14 protein-coding genes are annotated in these 14,396 nt (G+C 68.4%); 6 read left to right on the top strand and 8 right to left on the bottom strand.

The features are described from left to right. Positions 1-102: 102 nt before the first annotated feature. Complete coding sequence (locus tag JHC79_RS12280; RefSeq protein WP_296391114.1) at positions 103-519, top strand: SgcJ/EcaC family oxidoreductase; 417 nt, start codon at positions 103-105, stop codon at positions 517-519. On the opposite strand, the gene JHC79_RS12275 is transcribed toward JHC79_RS12280, so the two are convergent. The 6 genes from JHC79_RS12275 to JHC79_RS12250 all read right to left on the bottom strand — a co-directional run bounded on the left by JHC79_RS12275 (position 508) and on the right by JHC79_RS12250 (position 7,359). Next, positions 508-1,371 (bottom strand): immunity 49 family protein, encoded by an 864-nt coding sequence (locus JHC79_RS12275; protein ID WP_296391112.1) that lies wholly within the window; start codon positions 1,369-1,371, stop codon positions 508-510. The genes JHC79_RS12280 and JHC79_RS12275 overlap by 12 nt on opposite strands. Positions 1,372-1,400: 29 nt before the next feature. Next, the gene (locus JHC79_RS12270; RefSeq protein WP_296391110.1) at positions 1,401-2,822 is read right to left on the bottom strand and encodes a hypothetical protein; all 1,422 of its coding nucleotides are present in this window, start codon (positions 2,820-2,822) and stop codon (positions 1,401-1,403) included. A 126-nt stretch (positions 2,823-2,948) separates the two neighbouring features. Continuing rightward, the gene (locus JHC79_RS12265) at positions 2,949-3,635 is read right to left on the bottom strand and encodes an SDR family NAD(P)-dependent oxidoreductase (RefSeq protein ID WP_296391107.1); all 687 of its coding nucleotides are present in this window, start codon (positions 3,633-3,635) and stop codon (positions 2,949-2,951) included. A gap of 17 nt (positions 3,636-3,652) precedes the next feature. After that, positions 3,653-4,297 (bottom strand): DUF998 domain-containing protein, encoded by a 645-nt coding sequence (locus JHC79_RS12260; RefSeq protein WP_296391105.1) that lies wholly within the window; start codon positions 4,295-4,297, stop codon positions 3,653-3,655. A 7-nt stretch (positions 4,298-4,304) separates the two neighbouring features. Further along, complete coding sequence (locus tag JHC79_RS12255; protein ID WP_296391102.1) at positions 4,305-5,966, bottom strand: dihydroxyacetone kinase family protein; 1,662 nt, start codon at positions 5,964-5,966, stop codon at positions 4,305-4,307. Continuing rightward, positions 5,959-7,359, bottom strand: coding sequence for an amino acid permease (locus tag JHC79_RS12250; protein ID WP_296391101.1), 1,401 nt, complete (start codon positions 7,357-7,359; stop codon positions 5,959-5,961). The genes JHC79_RS12255 and JHC79_RS12250 overlap by 8 nt, the downstream gene beginning before the upstream one ends. Positions 7,360-7,451: 92 nt before the next feature. On the opposite strand from JHC79_RS12250, the gene JHC79_RS12245 reads away from it, so the two are divergent. Both JHC79_RS12245 and JHC79_RS12240 read left to right on the top strand, forming a co-directional pair. Beyond that, positions 7,452-8,336, top strand: a complete 885-nt coding sequence (locus JHC79_RS12245) for a hypothetical protein (protein WP_366782688.1) — start codon at positions 7,452-7,454, stop codon at positions 8,334-8,336. Positions 8,337-8,466: 130 nt separating this feature from the next. Further along, positions 8,467-9,222 carry an Asp/Glu/hydantoin racemase gene (locus tag JHC79_RS12240; RefSeq protein WP_296391098.1) on the top strand — a complete coding sequence of 252 codons (756 nt, stop codon included), beginning with the start codon at positions 8,467-8,469 and terminating at the stop codon, positions 9,220-9,222. Positions 9,223-9,237: 15 nt separating this feature from the next. Here JHC79_RS12240 and JHC79_RS12235 read toward each other — a convergent pair whose 3' ends face one another. After that, positions 9,238-10,671, bottom strand: a complete 1,434-nt coding sequence (locus JHC79_RS12235) for an amidase (protein ID WP_296391096.1) — start codon at positions 10,669-10,671, stop codon at positions 9,238-9,240. Between the two features lie 43 nt (positions 10,672-10,714). After that, on the bottom strand, positions 10,715-11,437 hold the full coding sequence (locus JHC79_RS12230; RefSeq protein ID WP_296391094.1) for a maleate cis-trans isomerase: 723 nt from the start codon (positions 11,435-11,437) through the stop codon (positions 10,715-10,717). A 128-nt stretch (positions 11,438-11,565) separates the two neighbouring features. On the opposite strand from JHC79_RS12230, the gene JHC79_RS12225 reads away from it, so the two are divergent. Genes JHC79_RS12225 through JHC79_RS12215 form a run of 3 tightly spaced genes read left to right on the top strand, consistent with a single transcriptional unit; the run spans position 11,566 to position 14,239 of the window. Continuing rightward, positions 11,566-12,978 carry an amidase gene (locus JHC79_RS12225; protein WP_296391092.1) on the top strand — a complete coding sequence of 471 codons (1,413 nt, stop codon included), beginning with the start codon at positions 11,566-11,568 and terminating at the stop codon, positions 12,976-12,978. Then, positions 12,975-13,478: a DUF3830 family protein gene (locus tag JHC79_RS12220; protein WP_296391090.1), complete on the top strand. Its 504-nt coding sequence runs from the start codon at positions 12,975-12,977 to the stop codon at positions 13,476-13,478. Before JHC79_RS12225 ends, JHC79_RS12220 begins: the two co-directional genes overlap by 4 nt. Next, the gene (locus JHC79_RS12215; RefSeq protein ID WP_296391088.1) at positions 13,475-14,239 is read left to right on the top strand and encodes a GntR family transcriptional regulator; all 765 of its coding nucleotides are present in this window, start codon (positions 13,475-13,477) and stop codon (positions 14,237-14,239) included. Before JHC79_RS12220 ends, JHC79_RS12215 begins: the two co-directional genes overlap by 4 nt. The last annotated feature ends 157 nt before the right edge of the window (positions 14,240-14,396 follow it).

Here is a 14,396-nt window from a genome sequence, read left to right as displayed (position 1 = left end):
CGGATCGGTGCCACACAGATACCGACTCGACGACATCCCAGAAGTCATCGGTCCCTCGGTCGGTGTTGACGTGAAGCTGACTTGAGGTTTTACCGTCGAACCATGAACGAGACGACAGACCGACCCGCACTCGACACCGGCCGCGACCACGACGCCGTCGCCGGGCTCCTCGAGCACCTGCAACACGGTCACGACACCGGCAACGCGGACACCTATGACCTGACCTTCGCCGACGACGTCCTCTGGGGGTCGCCGAAAGGGGAGGTGCTCAACGGGTTCGAGGCACTGAACGCCATTCACCGCTCGTTCATGCACGGCACCCCCGCCGAACCGCGGTCGGTCTTCGAACTCGCGCAGGTCGTGGCGCCGAGCGCCGGCGTCGTGGTGGCGCAGATCGCGCGCCGTGCGATCACCGGTGGCTTGTCCGAGATGGCGATGTACGTGCTGGTCGAGCGCGACGGTCAGTGGTGGGTGGCCGCCGGACAGAACACGCCGATCGCCGATGTCCTACCCGACTGAACCCTTCATCACCGGGTACCAGCTGGGCGCGATGAGCCCACTGGGCAGGTAGTCGGATTCGACCGCGATGGTGAGTCCGCGGTCGACAGCCAGGGCGCAGATCGCGGCGAGGGGGATCGAGGTGAAGCCTTCGCAGTCAGCGGCGAACTTCTCGTTTCGGGTCCAGTACCTGCGGTGGGTCTCGATACCCGTGACGAGGGCGTCGGTGAACGCGTCCTGGTTGTCGTCGTCGATGGCGATGAGCATGTGGAGCAACGGTTTGTGGATGTACTGCGCTTCCATGCCGTCGGTGGGAGCGGGACGGCCGACGGTCTCGAGCGCGAGGTGGACGTGGTCGATCCAGTCCGGTTCGTCGTTGTCGAGGGCGATGAACGCGTCGTACATGTGCACCCGGTGCCGCGCCCAGTGCCCGTCCCGCAGGATCTGGTCCCTGGTCAGGACATTGACCGCCGCACGCGACTGAGTGCTGCGGGACAGCCGGTACCACCAGTAGACCGGCATCCACGTGTCGAGCGCGATGTGGAAGTGAATGCCGTTCCCATGGAACGTCATCGGCGAGCCGTTCACGGTGACCGAGAAAGGGGCACCTGGCTCTACCGCGGCAGCCAGGAACATGCCGGCGGTGAGGTCGGACGTCAACGCCGCCGCGTCGATCGTCCGTACCTCCTGCGCGGATGGATCGTTCGCGATGAGCCACAAGGCGAGTGCCTCTGCGAAACCGGGTGCGCTTGTCTGGACCTCGGCCACTCCGCTCGTGATGTCCGGTATCTCGCCATCGAAGAGCACCTCGGCCGTTTCGCCGGCCTGGCGTCGTGCCTCGTCGTGATCGACGGGGTGGCGATCGGTGGGCATGATGTCCTCTCATGGTCGGCGCGGATGCGTCACCGGAAGGTCTGGATGCTGGTCCCGGCCCACGACCCGTCCGGAGTCACCGTGGCCCGCACCAGGAGGTATCGCAGAGTGCCCGAGCGAAGACCTTGACCGATGGCCCGTGCGAGTTTCGCATTCTTCGTGCGCAAGGCCTCGGCGATGCTCTCAGCGTATTCGGTGGTGCCCTGCTGAACGCGCTTACCTTCATAGAGCCTCGACCCCAGGCTGCTGCTGGGCGACTTGGCCTCGACGAGGACCGGGAAGGGCTTGCCCCCGTCCCTGGGGGTGACCATGTACAGCTGGTCGGGCTCACCGGGTCCACCCATGTGGTCGCGGTCGGTCAGCTCTTCCACGTCGTATCTCTCGGTCGGGAATTCCTGGTGGATGGCGGCCCGGGCCGACGCCTCGCCGAACGTCGCGCCCACCGTGGTGACCCGGTCGTGTGCTTCCTTCAGCGCCTTCTCGGCCGCGGGTGACGGCTCACCGTTTCGCTTCACCTCGTCGTCGAATCGTTGCCGGGCCGCACTGAGTTGCCCGAGTGCTGCGGCACGTTCCTTCGCGATGGGATCGATCGCAGCGCGATCGGTGTGCAGCGCGGGGACCTGCCGGGCCATCCCGGGACGGGCCTTGATGTCGATCTTCTCGTCGACAGGCGTCCACCGGCCCGCACTGTCGATCCGTGCCTGCGGAATCGGGTTCCCGAAATCGTCGGTGGCGTATTGATCTTTGCGCCGTCCAGCGGAGTCGTAGTACCGCTTCTGGAACGCGGGATCGCTGACACGGCTCTGCGGAGTGCTGCCGTAGTCGACAGGCTCGGGGGCCGCCGAAGTCGCGGTGTTCGGCCGCGCTGCGCCGGGTGACTGCGGCGTCGCACTCGACGGCGCCGCCCTGGGGGCCGGTGCAATCGGACGTGATGGTGCAGCGGGTGCCCGCTGGGCGACCGGCGGTGCGGTCCGGACCGGGGGTGCAGACGCTGTCGGGGCCGGCGGCGCACGCGGGGCCGCAGGGGCGGCAGCGGGCGCGGGCCTCGACGACGACGGCTCACCGGGAAGGCGGGGTCTCGCCACTCCCGAGCCGACACCGGCCGACTGGCACTGTGTGGTCTTGGCGATGAACGCGTTGCCCTCGGCGACTAGCTGGGCCTTGCGTGCGTCGTAGGCGGCAACCTGCCCGGGGGTGCCTCCGCCTGCCGCGTTCAGAGCCCCGACCTCGGCGTTGTACGCGGTGACCTTGGCCTCGAACCCAGCCAGTTCGGCGGTCAGGCTCGCGGCCGTTGCATCGCAACCGGTGGTCGCCGACGCCGACGTCTCGCCGAAACCGGTGACGATGCCGCTCGCCAGCGGTGCGGCCACGAGCATCGCCAGGACAAACGTGGTGATGGCGACGAATCGCCGGATGTGGCGGCGCGCGGCGCCACTCATGGGGTGCGTCATCGGGTCGAGCCTCTCGGTGCGTGTCGTCCGGCGAGAACCGGCGGATGACACTTCGATGCCGTGGGGAGAGTCGAATGTTCCCGGCGTCGACGGAGAGGCTGCGCTGTCGGTCAGATCGCGGTGGTACTACTCCGCATCGAATTCGCTGCTGGGCACTTCGCGCTCGCCGCCGGTGATGGCCGACAGGACGCGCTTCGCGACCGCGTCCGGTGAGATGCCCTCGGGCATCTTCGGCGGATCGCCGGCGATGGCCCGGTCGACCAGTCCGGTCTCGGTGTGCGGCGGCCGGACGTCGACCACGCGGATCTTGCTGCGGCGCGCCTCTTTTGCCGCCGCGATGTACAGCGTCGACGCGGCCGCCTTCACCGCGGAGTAGGTCGCCATCCCGGCGACGGGCTGTTCGGCCAGAACTGCACTGATCCCGACGACGACGCCGCCCTCCTCGACGGCGGACAACGCTGCCCGCAGCAGACGCAGCGGTCCGAGGAAGTCGATGAGTACCAGGTCGTCGACGGTGTCGTCGTCGATCTCGGCCACTGGCCCGAAGGCCGCGACCCCGGCCGCGTTCACGACGCCGTCGATCCGACCGTGCTTCTCCTTGGCGGCGTCGATGACCTGCGCCGCCGCGGCCGGCTCACGCAGGTCCGCGGTGACGGTGTGTGCACCGTCGATACCCAGTGCGTCGAGTTTGTCGGCCGATCGACCGGAGATCGTCAGTGTCGCGCCGGCGTCGGCGAGCAACGTGGCGATGCGGGAACCCAGGGCGCCGGTGGCGCCGACGACGACGAACACTGTGCCGGATAAATCAGTCATCACCCCATAGTGCACTTCTACCCGCGAGGTGGGGGCTGCGCGGCCCGCCGACCCGGCAGGACCAGCAGCAGCACCAGGCCGGTGACGATGTCCCAGCCGATGATCGAGTAGACGGCGCCGCGCTCGACGGCGCCCTCGAGGCCGGTGTCCGCGCCCGCGATGGCCAGGAGCGCGACGAAGCTCGCGATACCGATCACGCCTGCGACACGGGAGGCGACGCAGTACCAGCGCGGCGCCCCGATCTCGGCGAACACCCTGCCTGCGACGATCATGGCCGCGTTGCCTCCGACGATCGCGAGCAGCGCACCGAAGCCGTGCAGGGGACTGGCCCCGGCGTGGAACACCCCGACTCCCACGTTGCCGACGCCGTTGATCACCGTGAGCACGACGAACGCGGTACGTCCCCGACTCGTCCGTCCGATCGCGCGGACGAGCAGGATGCCGCCGGCGGCGAACAGGATGCCGTGGACGACGAACGCGCCGAGGTTCATCAGGACCGCCGACGGCGACGTGTTCGGGACACCGAGCGCGCTGATGTAGTCCCGGGAGTAGCTGTAGTCCGGGTAGCGGACCGCGGCCACGGCCTCGGTGAGGAAGTAGACGATCCCGCCGATCAGCCACGCCCACGCCGCGAGTCGAACCCCCGATCGACGGTCGGTCACCGACACGTCAGGCGCGCTCGGCGGCCGCGCCGAAGAACCACGAGATCACCAACGCGCCGGGGTCGATTACACCGCGCGCTCGATCGCCGACGTAGCTCGCGCGGCCGCGCGACGCGACCAGTTCGCGGGTGGACTCCGCCCCGTCGGCCGACGCCGCGGCGACGTCGGACAGCGACATACCGCGGGCGAGGGCGTCGGCGGCGGGGGACAGGGCATCGACAAGGGTGTTGTCCCCGACGTCGGCGCCGCCGAGGTCCTGGATCTGTCGCAATGCCTCGGCGACCCCGGTGCGCAGGGCGTCACCCCGATCGTCCGAGTCGTCGAAGGCGCGGGCGAGTTCGGCGAAGAACAGTCCGAACAGCGCGCCCGAGGTGCCCCCGGCGCGCACGAGGAACGACGTGCTCAGAGCGCGCAACACGTCCGGATCCGTCCCGTGCAGTGGCACGCTGAAATGACCCAGGGCCGCAGCCATGTTCGTGCCGAAATCACCGTCGCCGGCCTGACGGTCGAGTTCGGTCAGCTCGTCGATCGACTCCTGGACCCGGCCGACGAACGCGCTCAACCAGGGCGACTCGTCGCCGGTGTCGGCGGAATCGTCGGGCTCGGCGAAGCCCACGTCGACCGGGCGTGACCCGCCGGTCGCGGTCTGCGCGGGCCATCCGGGTGCGCCGGTGGGCGCGTCGAACAGGTCGACGATCTCGTCGTCGCAGCGCACCAGCGTGATCGAGAAACCCGCCATGTCCAGCGCGGTGACGAGCGTCCCGACGATGTTTCGGCGGACCTCGTGTCCGCGGTCGGTGAGCTGGCGGACGACCTGGTCGAACACCACGTTGAGCTCGAGCGGGTGTGTGGCGCCGAGGCCGTTGACGAACGCGATCAGCGGCTCACCGTCGCCGGGCGACAGGGAGGCGAGAATCCGGTCGAGCATGCCCGCGACCAGTTCGTCGGCGGGTTGCTGCGGTAGCCGGTCGACGCCGGCCTCGCCGTGGATTCCGACCCCGAACTCCATGTCGCCCGGCGGGAGGTCGAAACTCGGCCGGCTCGCGCCGGGCACGGTGCACGGCGCGAATGCGACCGAGAAACTGCGCGACCCGGCCGCGACCCGACGGCCGAGCTCGGCGACGGTGCTCAGGTCGTCGCCGCGTGCGGCGGCCGCCCCACAGATCTTCTCGACGATCACCGTCGCCCCGGTACCGCGGCGGCCGGGACCGTCGTGGTCGGTTTCGGTCGCCACGTCGTCGTCGATGAGCACGTGGTCGGTGGCGACCTCGTCGCGGACCATGTTCCTCGCGACCCGGAAGTTCATCACGTCACCGGTGTAGTTCTTGACGATGTGGAGTACGCCCGCCCCGCGGTCGGCGTGGCGGGTGGCACCGGCGATCTGCAGCGCGTTGGGGGAGGTGAAGACCAGGCCCGGGCACGCGGCGTCGAGCATGCCCGCACCGATCATCGCCGCGTGCATGGGTTCGTGGCCGGAACCGCCGCCCGACACCAGGGCGACCCCGTCGTCGGTGCGGTCGGTGCGGTGCAGGAAACCGGGGTCGGACTCCCATTCGATGTGGTCCTGCGCGGCGACGAAGCCGGCGATCGCGTCGGTGAGGAACCGGTCCGCGTGGACCGACACATAGGTGTGCGCGGGGCGATCGGTGCGGGGGTCGTTGTCAGACAATCGAATCCTTCTCGGTGGTCGAGTCGCCCGCGGCGTTCGAGCTGCCCAACGTGCGCTGTCGGTAGATGCCGATCGCGACGATGATCACGGCCAGCGCGACCGAGAACGAGATGGCCTGCTGCTGGTTCTCGTCGAAGGCCATCAGGACCAGCACCACGACGATGAACACGATGACCGCCGATGTCGCATACGGGAACAGCCACATCCGTACCGGCGGTGTCTCGCCGGAGGCACGCATCGACCGGCCCAGCCTCAGCTGGCTGACGGCGATCGCGAGGTAGATGAACAGAGCCACCGCGCCACTCGTGGCCAGCAGATATCCGAAGATCTTGTCGGGCAACACGTAATTGCCGACGACCGCGAGGAATCCGAGCACCATCGACGCGATGACGGCGACCCACGGGACGCCGTTGCCGGTGAGTCGACGGACCACCGAGGGCGCGTCGCCGCGCGCACCGAGCGAGAACAGCATCCGCGAGGCGGTGTAGAGCGCCGAGTTGAGACACGACGCGACCGCGGTCAGGACGACGATGTCCATGATGCGCGCAGAACCCGGAATCCCGATGGCCTGCAACACCGTCTGGTACGAGCCGTCGTCGAGCCTGTCGTAGGGCACCAGTGCCACCACGACGAAGATCGAGCCGATGTAGAACAGGAAGATCCGCCAGATCACGGAGTTGACGGCTTTGCTGATGCCCTTGGCGGGGTCGGGGGACTCCGCGGCGGCGATGGTGACGATCTCCGAGCCCATGAACGAGAACATGGTGGTGAGCATCGCTGCGATCACCGCGCCGAACCCGTTGGGCAGGAAGCCGTCGGGTTCCCAGAGCTTGCTCACCCCGCTCACGTCCGAGCCCGGGAATACGCCCACGATGGCCAGTACGCCGATGACGATGAAGGCAACGATGGCAACGACTTTGATGAGGGCGAACCAGAACTCGAACTCGCCGTAGTTGCCGACGCTGGCGAGGTTGGTCGCCGTCAGCAGCAGTGTGACGGCCAGCGCCCACACCCACTGCTCGCTGCCGATCACCCGGCTGAGGATGGACGCCGCGGCGGTCGCCTCGACCGGTATCACCAGGACCCAGAACCACCAGTACAACCACCCGACGGAGAAGCCGGCCCAGCGGCCCATGGCCCGTTCGGAGTAGACCGAGAACGACCCGGTGTCGGGGTTGGCGGTGGCCATCTCGCCGAGCATCCGCATCACGAAGACGACCAGCGTTCCCGCGAGTGCGTAGGAGATGATGACCGCGGGTCCGGCGGCCTCGATCGCGGTGGCGGATCCGACGAAGAGACCGGCACCGATGACCCCCGCGATGGAGATCATGGTGATGTGTCGTGGCTTCAGGCTGGCTCCGAGTGAACCGGGCTCGCTCTTGGTGGTGGTCATGGGCCCCTCATCACGTGGTCGGTGATCGTCTCGGGTGCGCTCGGCGGTGGTTCCACACGCTCGCGAGAAATCACTCTGGCACAGTGAGGCGCGTGACGTACCGATTCGATGACCAGGCGCGTGGTCGTGCCCGCATCGCCTACCAGACCCTCGAGCCGATGAATGTGCTGGCGTACTTCAATTCGGGACTGCAGCAGGCACAGGAGGACACCGGGCTCGATGCCTACGCCTGGTACGTCGGTGCGCGCGGCGCCCCGCTCGGTGAGTGCGTGCCGTCGGTGGTGTCGGCGGCGTTCTTCAACTTCAGCCCATCGGTCATCGATCCCGGGTGGACCGCGTCGAAGGCGTACGGCCTGGACAAGATCATCGATCGTCGGTTCCAGATGCTCGACGAGGTGCTGACCGTCGCGCTGGGCGAGCGGATCGACGACCCGGAGCTGTCGACCCTCGCCGACCGCTTCTACGACATCGGCGCCTCGGTCTCGTACGCGGGTCGCACACTCGCGTCGGCCTGGGTCGAGTCGGCGGCGCCGGACACGCCGCACCTCCGGTTGTGGCACGCCACGGCGATCCTGCGGGAGTGGCGCGGCGACGGCCACATCGCCGCGCTCGTCGGTGCGGGATTCGACCGCCTCGAGGCCGTGGTGTTCCACGAGGCGCGCCATCCCGATCCGACCGTCCGCAAACGGGGTCTCGGCAAGAAGATGTCGCAGATCACGCGCGGCTGGTCGGACGAGCAGTGGGATGTCGCCGCCGACGCCCTGGCCACCCGCGGTCTCGTCGAGAGGACCGCCGAGGGTGAGACGCTGAGCGCCACCGGAGCCGAACTGTACGGCGAGGTCGAGCATCTCACCGACGACGCCGCGGCCGCTGCATGGGCCGGGCTGTCGGATTTCGACGACCTCATCGCCGAGTCGAAGCGGTACGTCAAGCCGATCATCGATTCGGGGATGCTGCCGGGCACCACCAAGAAATAGACCGCGCCGCACCGGAGTCCGACCGGCCGAGTTGCGCTGACCGCAACGACCCCGAGCCCGTCGAGAACAGCCCGTCACCTGCGGCGATGTAGCTGTTGTCGCGGTCGCCGTCACGTGTCATCATCGGCACATGACGGACGAGGTGGGTCAGATCGGCATCGGGATGGTGTGTCCCTTCGACATGGCCCTCGACCGTGAGCTGTGGCGGTGGATGCCCGACTCCGTCTCGCTGCACATCACCCGGACCCCGTATCTGCCGCATCCGGTCGACGTCGAACTGTGCTCGGAACTGGCCGATCACGCGACCATCGACCAGGCCGTGCGATCGGTGATGGCGGTCCGCCCGTCGGCGGTCGGATATGCCTGCGCGTCGGGCAGTTTCGTCCGCGGCATGGCCGGCGCGAGCGCCATCTCGACCTGTATGCGGATGGCCGGTGCGCCCGCGGCCGTCACCACCTCCGAGGCGCTGCTGCGGGCGCTGGATGCGATGGATCTCGGTCGCATCGCGGTGGCGACGCCGTATGTGACGGCGTTGACCGATCTCCTGTGCGACTACCTCGCGGAGTCGGGCCGCTCGGTGGTCAGCCAGGCCGGGCTGGGTCGCGACCACGACATCTGGACCATCCCGTACGGCGTCACCTGCGATCTGATCCGCGCTGCCGATTCCGACGACGCGGACGCGGTCTTCGTCTCGTGCACCAACCTGCCGACCTACGACGTGTTGGCGATGCTGGAGCACGAACTGGGCAAGCCGGTGCTCTCGGCCAACCAGGTCACGGCGTGGGCGAGCCTGCAGGATGCGGTCCGCGTCTCCGAACGCCCCACCGTCGCAACGGGGTACACGTTTGCCGAGCAGTCATTGTTCGCCCGGGGGTCGGCCGCCTGACCGGCGCCGAACGCCTCAGTCGGCGTCCTGGATCCGGCGGAAGGGCGTCGCGGCCTCGAGTTCGAAGGCCACCTCGAGCATCGTGGCCTCGTCGCCGTGGTCGGCGGCGAGCTGCACCCCGATGGGCAGCCCCGTGCCGGTACGTCCGGTCGGCAGCGAGATCGCCGGTCCGCCGGTCGCGTTGTTGAGCGGTGTGAAGCTCACGTAGGCGAGCAGGCGGGGGAACAGGACGTCGAAACCGTTGGCGGGAGAGAGATGTCCGATCTCGGGTGTCGTGTGCGCGACGACCGGTGACACCATCAGGTCGACATCGGCGAAGGCCCTGTGGTGTTTGGCCTCGGACTGTCGCAGGCGCCAGATCGCCTGCGGGGTCCGCCAGAAGTGCCGGATGAACATCCGCGACAACCCCTGGGTCAGCGCGTCGGTCTTCGTCGGATCGAATCCCGGGCCCATCACGCGTTTGCCGAACTTCTGGATCGAGAACCCCATCAGCGCCCAGTAGTGCTCGAAGTCCTGTCGAAACGCCTCGAGGTCTTTCTCCGACAACGGCAATCCGATCTCGGTGACGTCGTGCCCGAGGTCGGCGAGGACTCGGGCGGTCTCGCGCACCGCGGCCTGCGTCTCGGCATCGACCGGGGTGTCCGGCAGCGACCGGTCGACCACACCGATCCGCAGTCGCCGCGTTCCCGGCCCCTCGACCAGGCCCACCGGCGCGAGGTGCTCGACCGACCGGTACCTCTCGATCTGGGCAACGAAGGTGGCGGTGTCGCGCACCGATCGCGTCACGACACCGTTCGAGATGATGTTGACCGGCAGGTCGGCGGCGTGGGCGTCGATGATCTCGCGACCGCGGGTCATCTTCAGTCCCACCAGTCCGCACGCCGCGGCCGGGATCCTGATCGACCCGCCGCCGTCGTTGGCGTGGGCGATCGGCACCACGCCCGCGGCCACCAGTGCCGCCGATCCACCCGACGACGCACCGCTGGAATGGCCGGTGTGCCAGGGGTTCCGGGTCGGGGGCAACGTCTCGTACTCGGTGCTGGCGTTGAACCCGAACTCCGGCAGCGTCGACTTGCCGAGGTTGATCATCCCGGTGGACAGGAACTGATCGGTGAAGCCGGCGTTGCGCGGCGCGGGTGTCGCGTTGATCGCCAGTGAGCCCTGGTCGGTGGGGAGCCCGGCGACGTCGGTGTTGTCCTTGACGAAGGTCGGCACGCCGGCGAAGACCCCGGCACCGGGGCTCCGTGCGAATCCGCGGGCCCGGTCGAAGTCGGGGGTCTGGATCGCATTGATCCGATCGTTCACGGCGTCGGCACGGGCGATGGCCGCGTCGACGGCGTCGGCCGAGCTGATGTCGCCCGAGGCGATCGCGGCGGCGACGCCGGTGGCATCGAGATCGCCCAGTGCATCGTCGGTGAAGGCGTGGACCCGGCTCGCTTCGGTCGTCATCCGATCGACTGTAGCGGTACACGAACGTTCCACCGCGGCGACGTCACCGTCGGAACAGCGACCCCAGACCAGGGCAGGTCACGCGCGCACCGGTCAACCGGAGGCCGTACCAGGCGGTCACCTGATTGGCGGTCAGCACCGGTTTGCCCAGCAGCGTCTCCAGCTCGTCGATCCACGCGACGGTGTGCAGCGCCGTGTCCGGGATCAGAACCGCCTGCGCGGCGGACGAGTCGTTGCTGCGGGCCAACTCGAGCACCTCGTCATGGCCCAGCTCGCCGGCGAGTTCGGCGGTCGGGATGTCGTGCGACACCAGCTCGGTCACCCCGATGCCTCCGTGGGCCAGGAACTCTACGAAGTGACGCGACACGTCGTGGGGATAGGTGGCCGCGACCGCGACCTTCTCGAGTCCGAGCGCCCGACACGCGGCGACGAAGGCGATCGAGGTGGAACCGGCGGGGACCCCGAGGTCGTCGGCGATCTCGGCGGCCTGTCGGTGCGCGCCGTCCCAGCCGAAGACAAAGCTGCCCGAGGTGCACGCCCACATCACCGCGTCTGGGCGCGCCGCGTCGGCGATGAGGGCCCGTGCGCCGGTCAACAGCCGCTCGCTCCGTCCCAGGTCGAGCAGTGCGGCGACCTCGTGGGCGTCCACGCCGACACTGGTGATGACGACGGGGAGTTCGACTCCGTCGCCGAGGAGGCGTTCGAGCCGGGGGTACTCGTCCTCCGCGCTCGATCCGGGGTAGAGCATCCCGACGCGAACTCCCATGTCGTCGCACCTCCATGGCGAACTCATCCCGGGCCGATGGATCGAACCGGTGGCACCCGGTACGGTCACCGAGGTAGATTGTCGACAATCTACCAAAGCGGACCCTACTTCTTGCGGAGGAATCATCGATGACGTCGCCCCGGTGGTTGAGCGCGCGTGAGTTGTCACGCGGCTACGCCGCCGGTGAGCTGTCCCCTGTGGAGGCAACCGCCGACGTCCTGGCGGGGATCGACGAGCACGACCCCGCGATCAACGCCTTCTGCCTGGTCGACCCCGATTCTGCCCTGACCGCGGCGCGCGCATCGGCGCAGCGCCACGCCGACGGGACGCCGATCGGTCCGCTCGACGGTGTCCCGGTCACCATCAAGGACCTGCTCTACACGGCGGGCTGGCCGACGCTGCGGGGGTCGATGCTCATCGACCCCGACAGCAGCGAATGGACCGAGGACTCACCCGCGGTCGCCAGGTTGCGCGAGGCCGGTGCCGTCCTCGTCGGCAAGGTGACCTCACCTGAGTTCGGCTGGAAGGGTGTCACCGACAGCCCGCGCACCGGAGTCACCCGCAATCCGTGGGACCACTCCCGTACCTCCGGTGGCTCCAGCGGCGGTAGCGCGGCGTCACTGGCCGCCGGCCTGGGAGCGTTGTCGGTGGGGACCGACGGCGGCGGCTCGATCCGTATCCCCGCCGCGTTCTGCGGTGTCGTCGGGTTCAAGCCGACCCACGGTCGGGTACCCATCTACCCCGCCAGCCCCTTCGGGACGTTGGCGCACGTCGGACCGATGGCGCGCACGGTCGGCGACGTCGCCGAGATGTTGACCGTCATCTCCGGATCCGATGCGCGCGACTGGTGGGCGCTGCCGGCCGCCACCGAGGACTTCAGTTCCGCGGCACAGCGATTCGCCGGTGGATCGCTGTCCGGTCTGCGGGTCGCCTACAGCTCCGACATGGGATACGGCACGACCGATCCCGCTGTGCGCGAGCGCTTCCTGGCGTCGATCGCGGCTGCCGCCGACCTCGGCGCCACGGTCGAGGAGGTCGACCTGGAGATGTCGGACCCGGTGTGGGCGTACCACGTGCTGTGGTTCAGTGGTGCTGCGACCGTGGTGGATTCGTACGGTCCGGGTGCTCTCGAGCGCATCGACCCCAACCTCGCCGCAGCGCTGGACCGACACCGGGACTTCTCGGCCGCGGACTACATCGCCGCCACGGCGGTACGGATGGACCTCGGGCGGCGGATGGGGCTGTTCCACGAGACCCATGACATTCTTCTCACTCCTTCGATGCCGACGGTGGCCATCGAGGCCGGTCGCGATTCGCCCGAGGGCGCCGATCCGGACTGGACATCGTGGACGCCGTACACCTACCCCTTCAATCTGACCGGCCAGCCCGCGATCACCGTGCCCAACGGCCTCGTCGACGGACTCCCCACCGGACTGCAGATCGTCGGTCCGCGGCACTCCGACGCACTGGTCCTGGCCGTCGCGGCCGCGGTCGAGGCGGTCACCGCCGTTCCGACACTGCGAGAAAGGGTCTCGGCATGAGTCGCTACCTCCGGGTGACGCTGACTGCACGGAAGGTGAGTGCCGTGGCCCGCCTGCTCGATGTCGAGGCGCCGACGACAGCGGGCGCGGTGTGGGATGCGTTGCCCCTCGGTGGGCAGGTCTACCACGGCAAGTTCGCCCGCAACGAGATCTACACCCTCGTACCCGGATTCGCCCCGGCCGAACCCGGTCTGGAGAACTCGACCGTGACGCCCATCCCCGGCGACCTCTGCTATTTCACCTTCGACGGAGTGCTGGAGAACCCGGCCTACGGCTACGAGACCGGCAGCGCCGCCGGGGAACATCGACTGCTGGTCGACCTGGCGGTCTTCTACGGCCGCAACAACCTTCTGCTCAACGGCGACGTCGGCTGGGTGCCGGGCAACGTGTTCGCCACCATCGTCGAGGGTCTCGACGAGTTCGCCGCCGCGTGCAACGACATCTGGATGGGTGGGGCACGCGGGGAGACGCTGCGCTACGAACGAATCGAGGAGACATGAGCGACCGCGCTGTGAGCGACGCGGCGGTGTCCGACACCGGCGGCGTCATCTCGGGGACACCGCGCAAACGTGTGCTCGAACCGCTGGTCCAGGAGTCGACGCCCGCGATCATCGCGCGCAAACTGCGGACGGCGATCGCCGCCGGTGACTTCCCGCCGGGATCCCAGCTCACCGAGGCCGGGCTCGCCGCCGACCTCGGGGTCAGTCGTGGCCCGCTGCGCGAGGCCATGCAGCGGCTCACCCAGGAAGGGTTGCTGGTCAGCTACCGCAACCGCGGACTGTTCGTCATCTCGATGGACGACGCCGACATCAATGACATGTACGTCGCGCGTTCAGCGGTGGAACGCGCTGCACTGGCGCAGGTCGTCGCACGTCGCGATCCCGACGACATCGCAGCGCTGAACCAGGCCATCGATCGCATGCAGTCGTTCGCCGACGACCCCAACGGCCCGGAGATCGCCGACTCCGACATGAGTTTTCACGCGCTGCTCGTCGAATGTGCCCGCAGCCCCAGGCTTTCACGCATCCACGAGACGATCCTCGTCGAGACGCGAATGTGTTTGGGCGCGATGCGCGGGACGTACGCATCGGCACAGGCCCGCATCGACGAACACACCGACATCGTCGCGGCCATCGTCGACGGCGACACATCGCGTGCAGATGAACTGATGATCGCTCACATGCGTGACGGACTGGCGCGTCTGCTACCGGACGAAACATCTTTCACCGCACCGGTGATGCCACCTGCACATCCCACGTAAGCGGAGGTAGAGCGCTTTTCTGCAGTGTCGGATAGGTCTTTTCGATCCTGTGAACCACTCCATTCGGTTCCCATCCACCACACGAACGGGCTACGGTCGACGCGATGTCCACTGCGAAAACACCAGCACAAGCGACAGCGGTTCTGCCATTCCGGGA

Origin of the sequence: Williamsia sp., assembly GCF_016462415.1 — a bacterium.
GTDB lineage: Bacteria > Actinomycetota > Actinomycetes > Mycobacteriales > Mycobacteriaceae > Williamsia_A.
The sequence above is the reverse complement of the archived record's forward strand: the minus strand, read 5'-3'. Positions and strand labels throughout refer to the sequence as shown.

Coding starts and splice junctions, on each gene's coding strand:
- JHC79_RS12280 (WP_296391114.1), top strand. CDS start 103: ATGAACGAGACGACAGACCGACCCGCACTCGACACCGGCCGCGACCAC.
- JHC79_RS12275 (WP_296391112.1), bottom strand. CDS start 1,371: ATGCCCACCGATCGCCACCCCGTCGATCACGACGAGGCACGACGCCAG.
- JHC79_RS12270 (WP_296391110.1), bottom strand. CDS start 2,822: ATGACGCACCCCATGAGTGGCGCCGCGCGCCGCCACATCCGGCGATTC.
- JHC79_RS12265 (WP_296391107.1), bottom strand. CDS start 3,635: ATGACTGATTTATCCGGCACAGTGTTCGTCGTCGTCGGCGCCACCGGC.
- JHC79_RS12250 (WP_296391101.1), bottom strand. CDS start 7,359: ATGACCACCACCAAGAGCGAGCCCGGTTCACTCGGAGCCAGCCTGAAG.
- JHC79_RS12240 (WP_296391098.1), top strand. CDS start 8,467: ATGACGGACGAGGTGGGTCAGATCGGCATCGGGATGGTGTGTCCCTTC.
- JHC79_RS12235 (WP_296391096.1), bottom strand. CDS start 10,671: ATGACGACCGAAGCGAGCCGGGTCCACGCCTTCACCGACGATGCACTG.
- JHC79_RS12230 (WP_296391094.1), bottom strand. CDS start 11,437: ATGGGAGTTCGCGTCGGGATGCTCTACCCCGGATCGAGCGCGGAGGAC.
- JHC79_RS12225 (WP_296391092.1), top strand. CDS start 11,566: ATGACGTCGCCCCGGTGGTTGAGCGCGCGTGAGTTGTCACGCGGCTAC.
- JHC79_RS12220 (WP_296391090.1), top strand. CDS start 12,975: ATGAGTCGCTACCTCCGGGTGACGCTGACTGCACGGAAGGTGAGTGCC.
- JHC79_RS12215 (WP_296391088.1), top strand. CDS start 13,475: ATGAGCGACCGCGCTGTGAGCGACGCGGCGGTGTCCGACACCGGCGGC.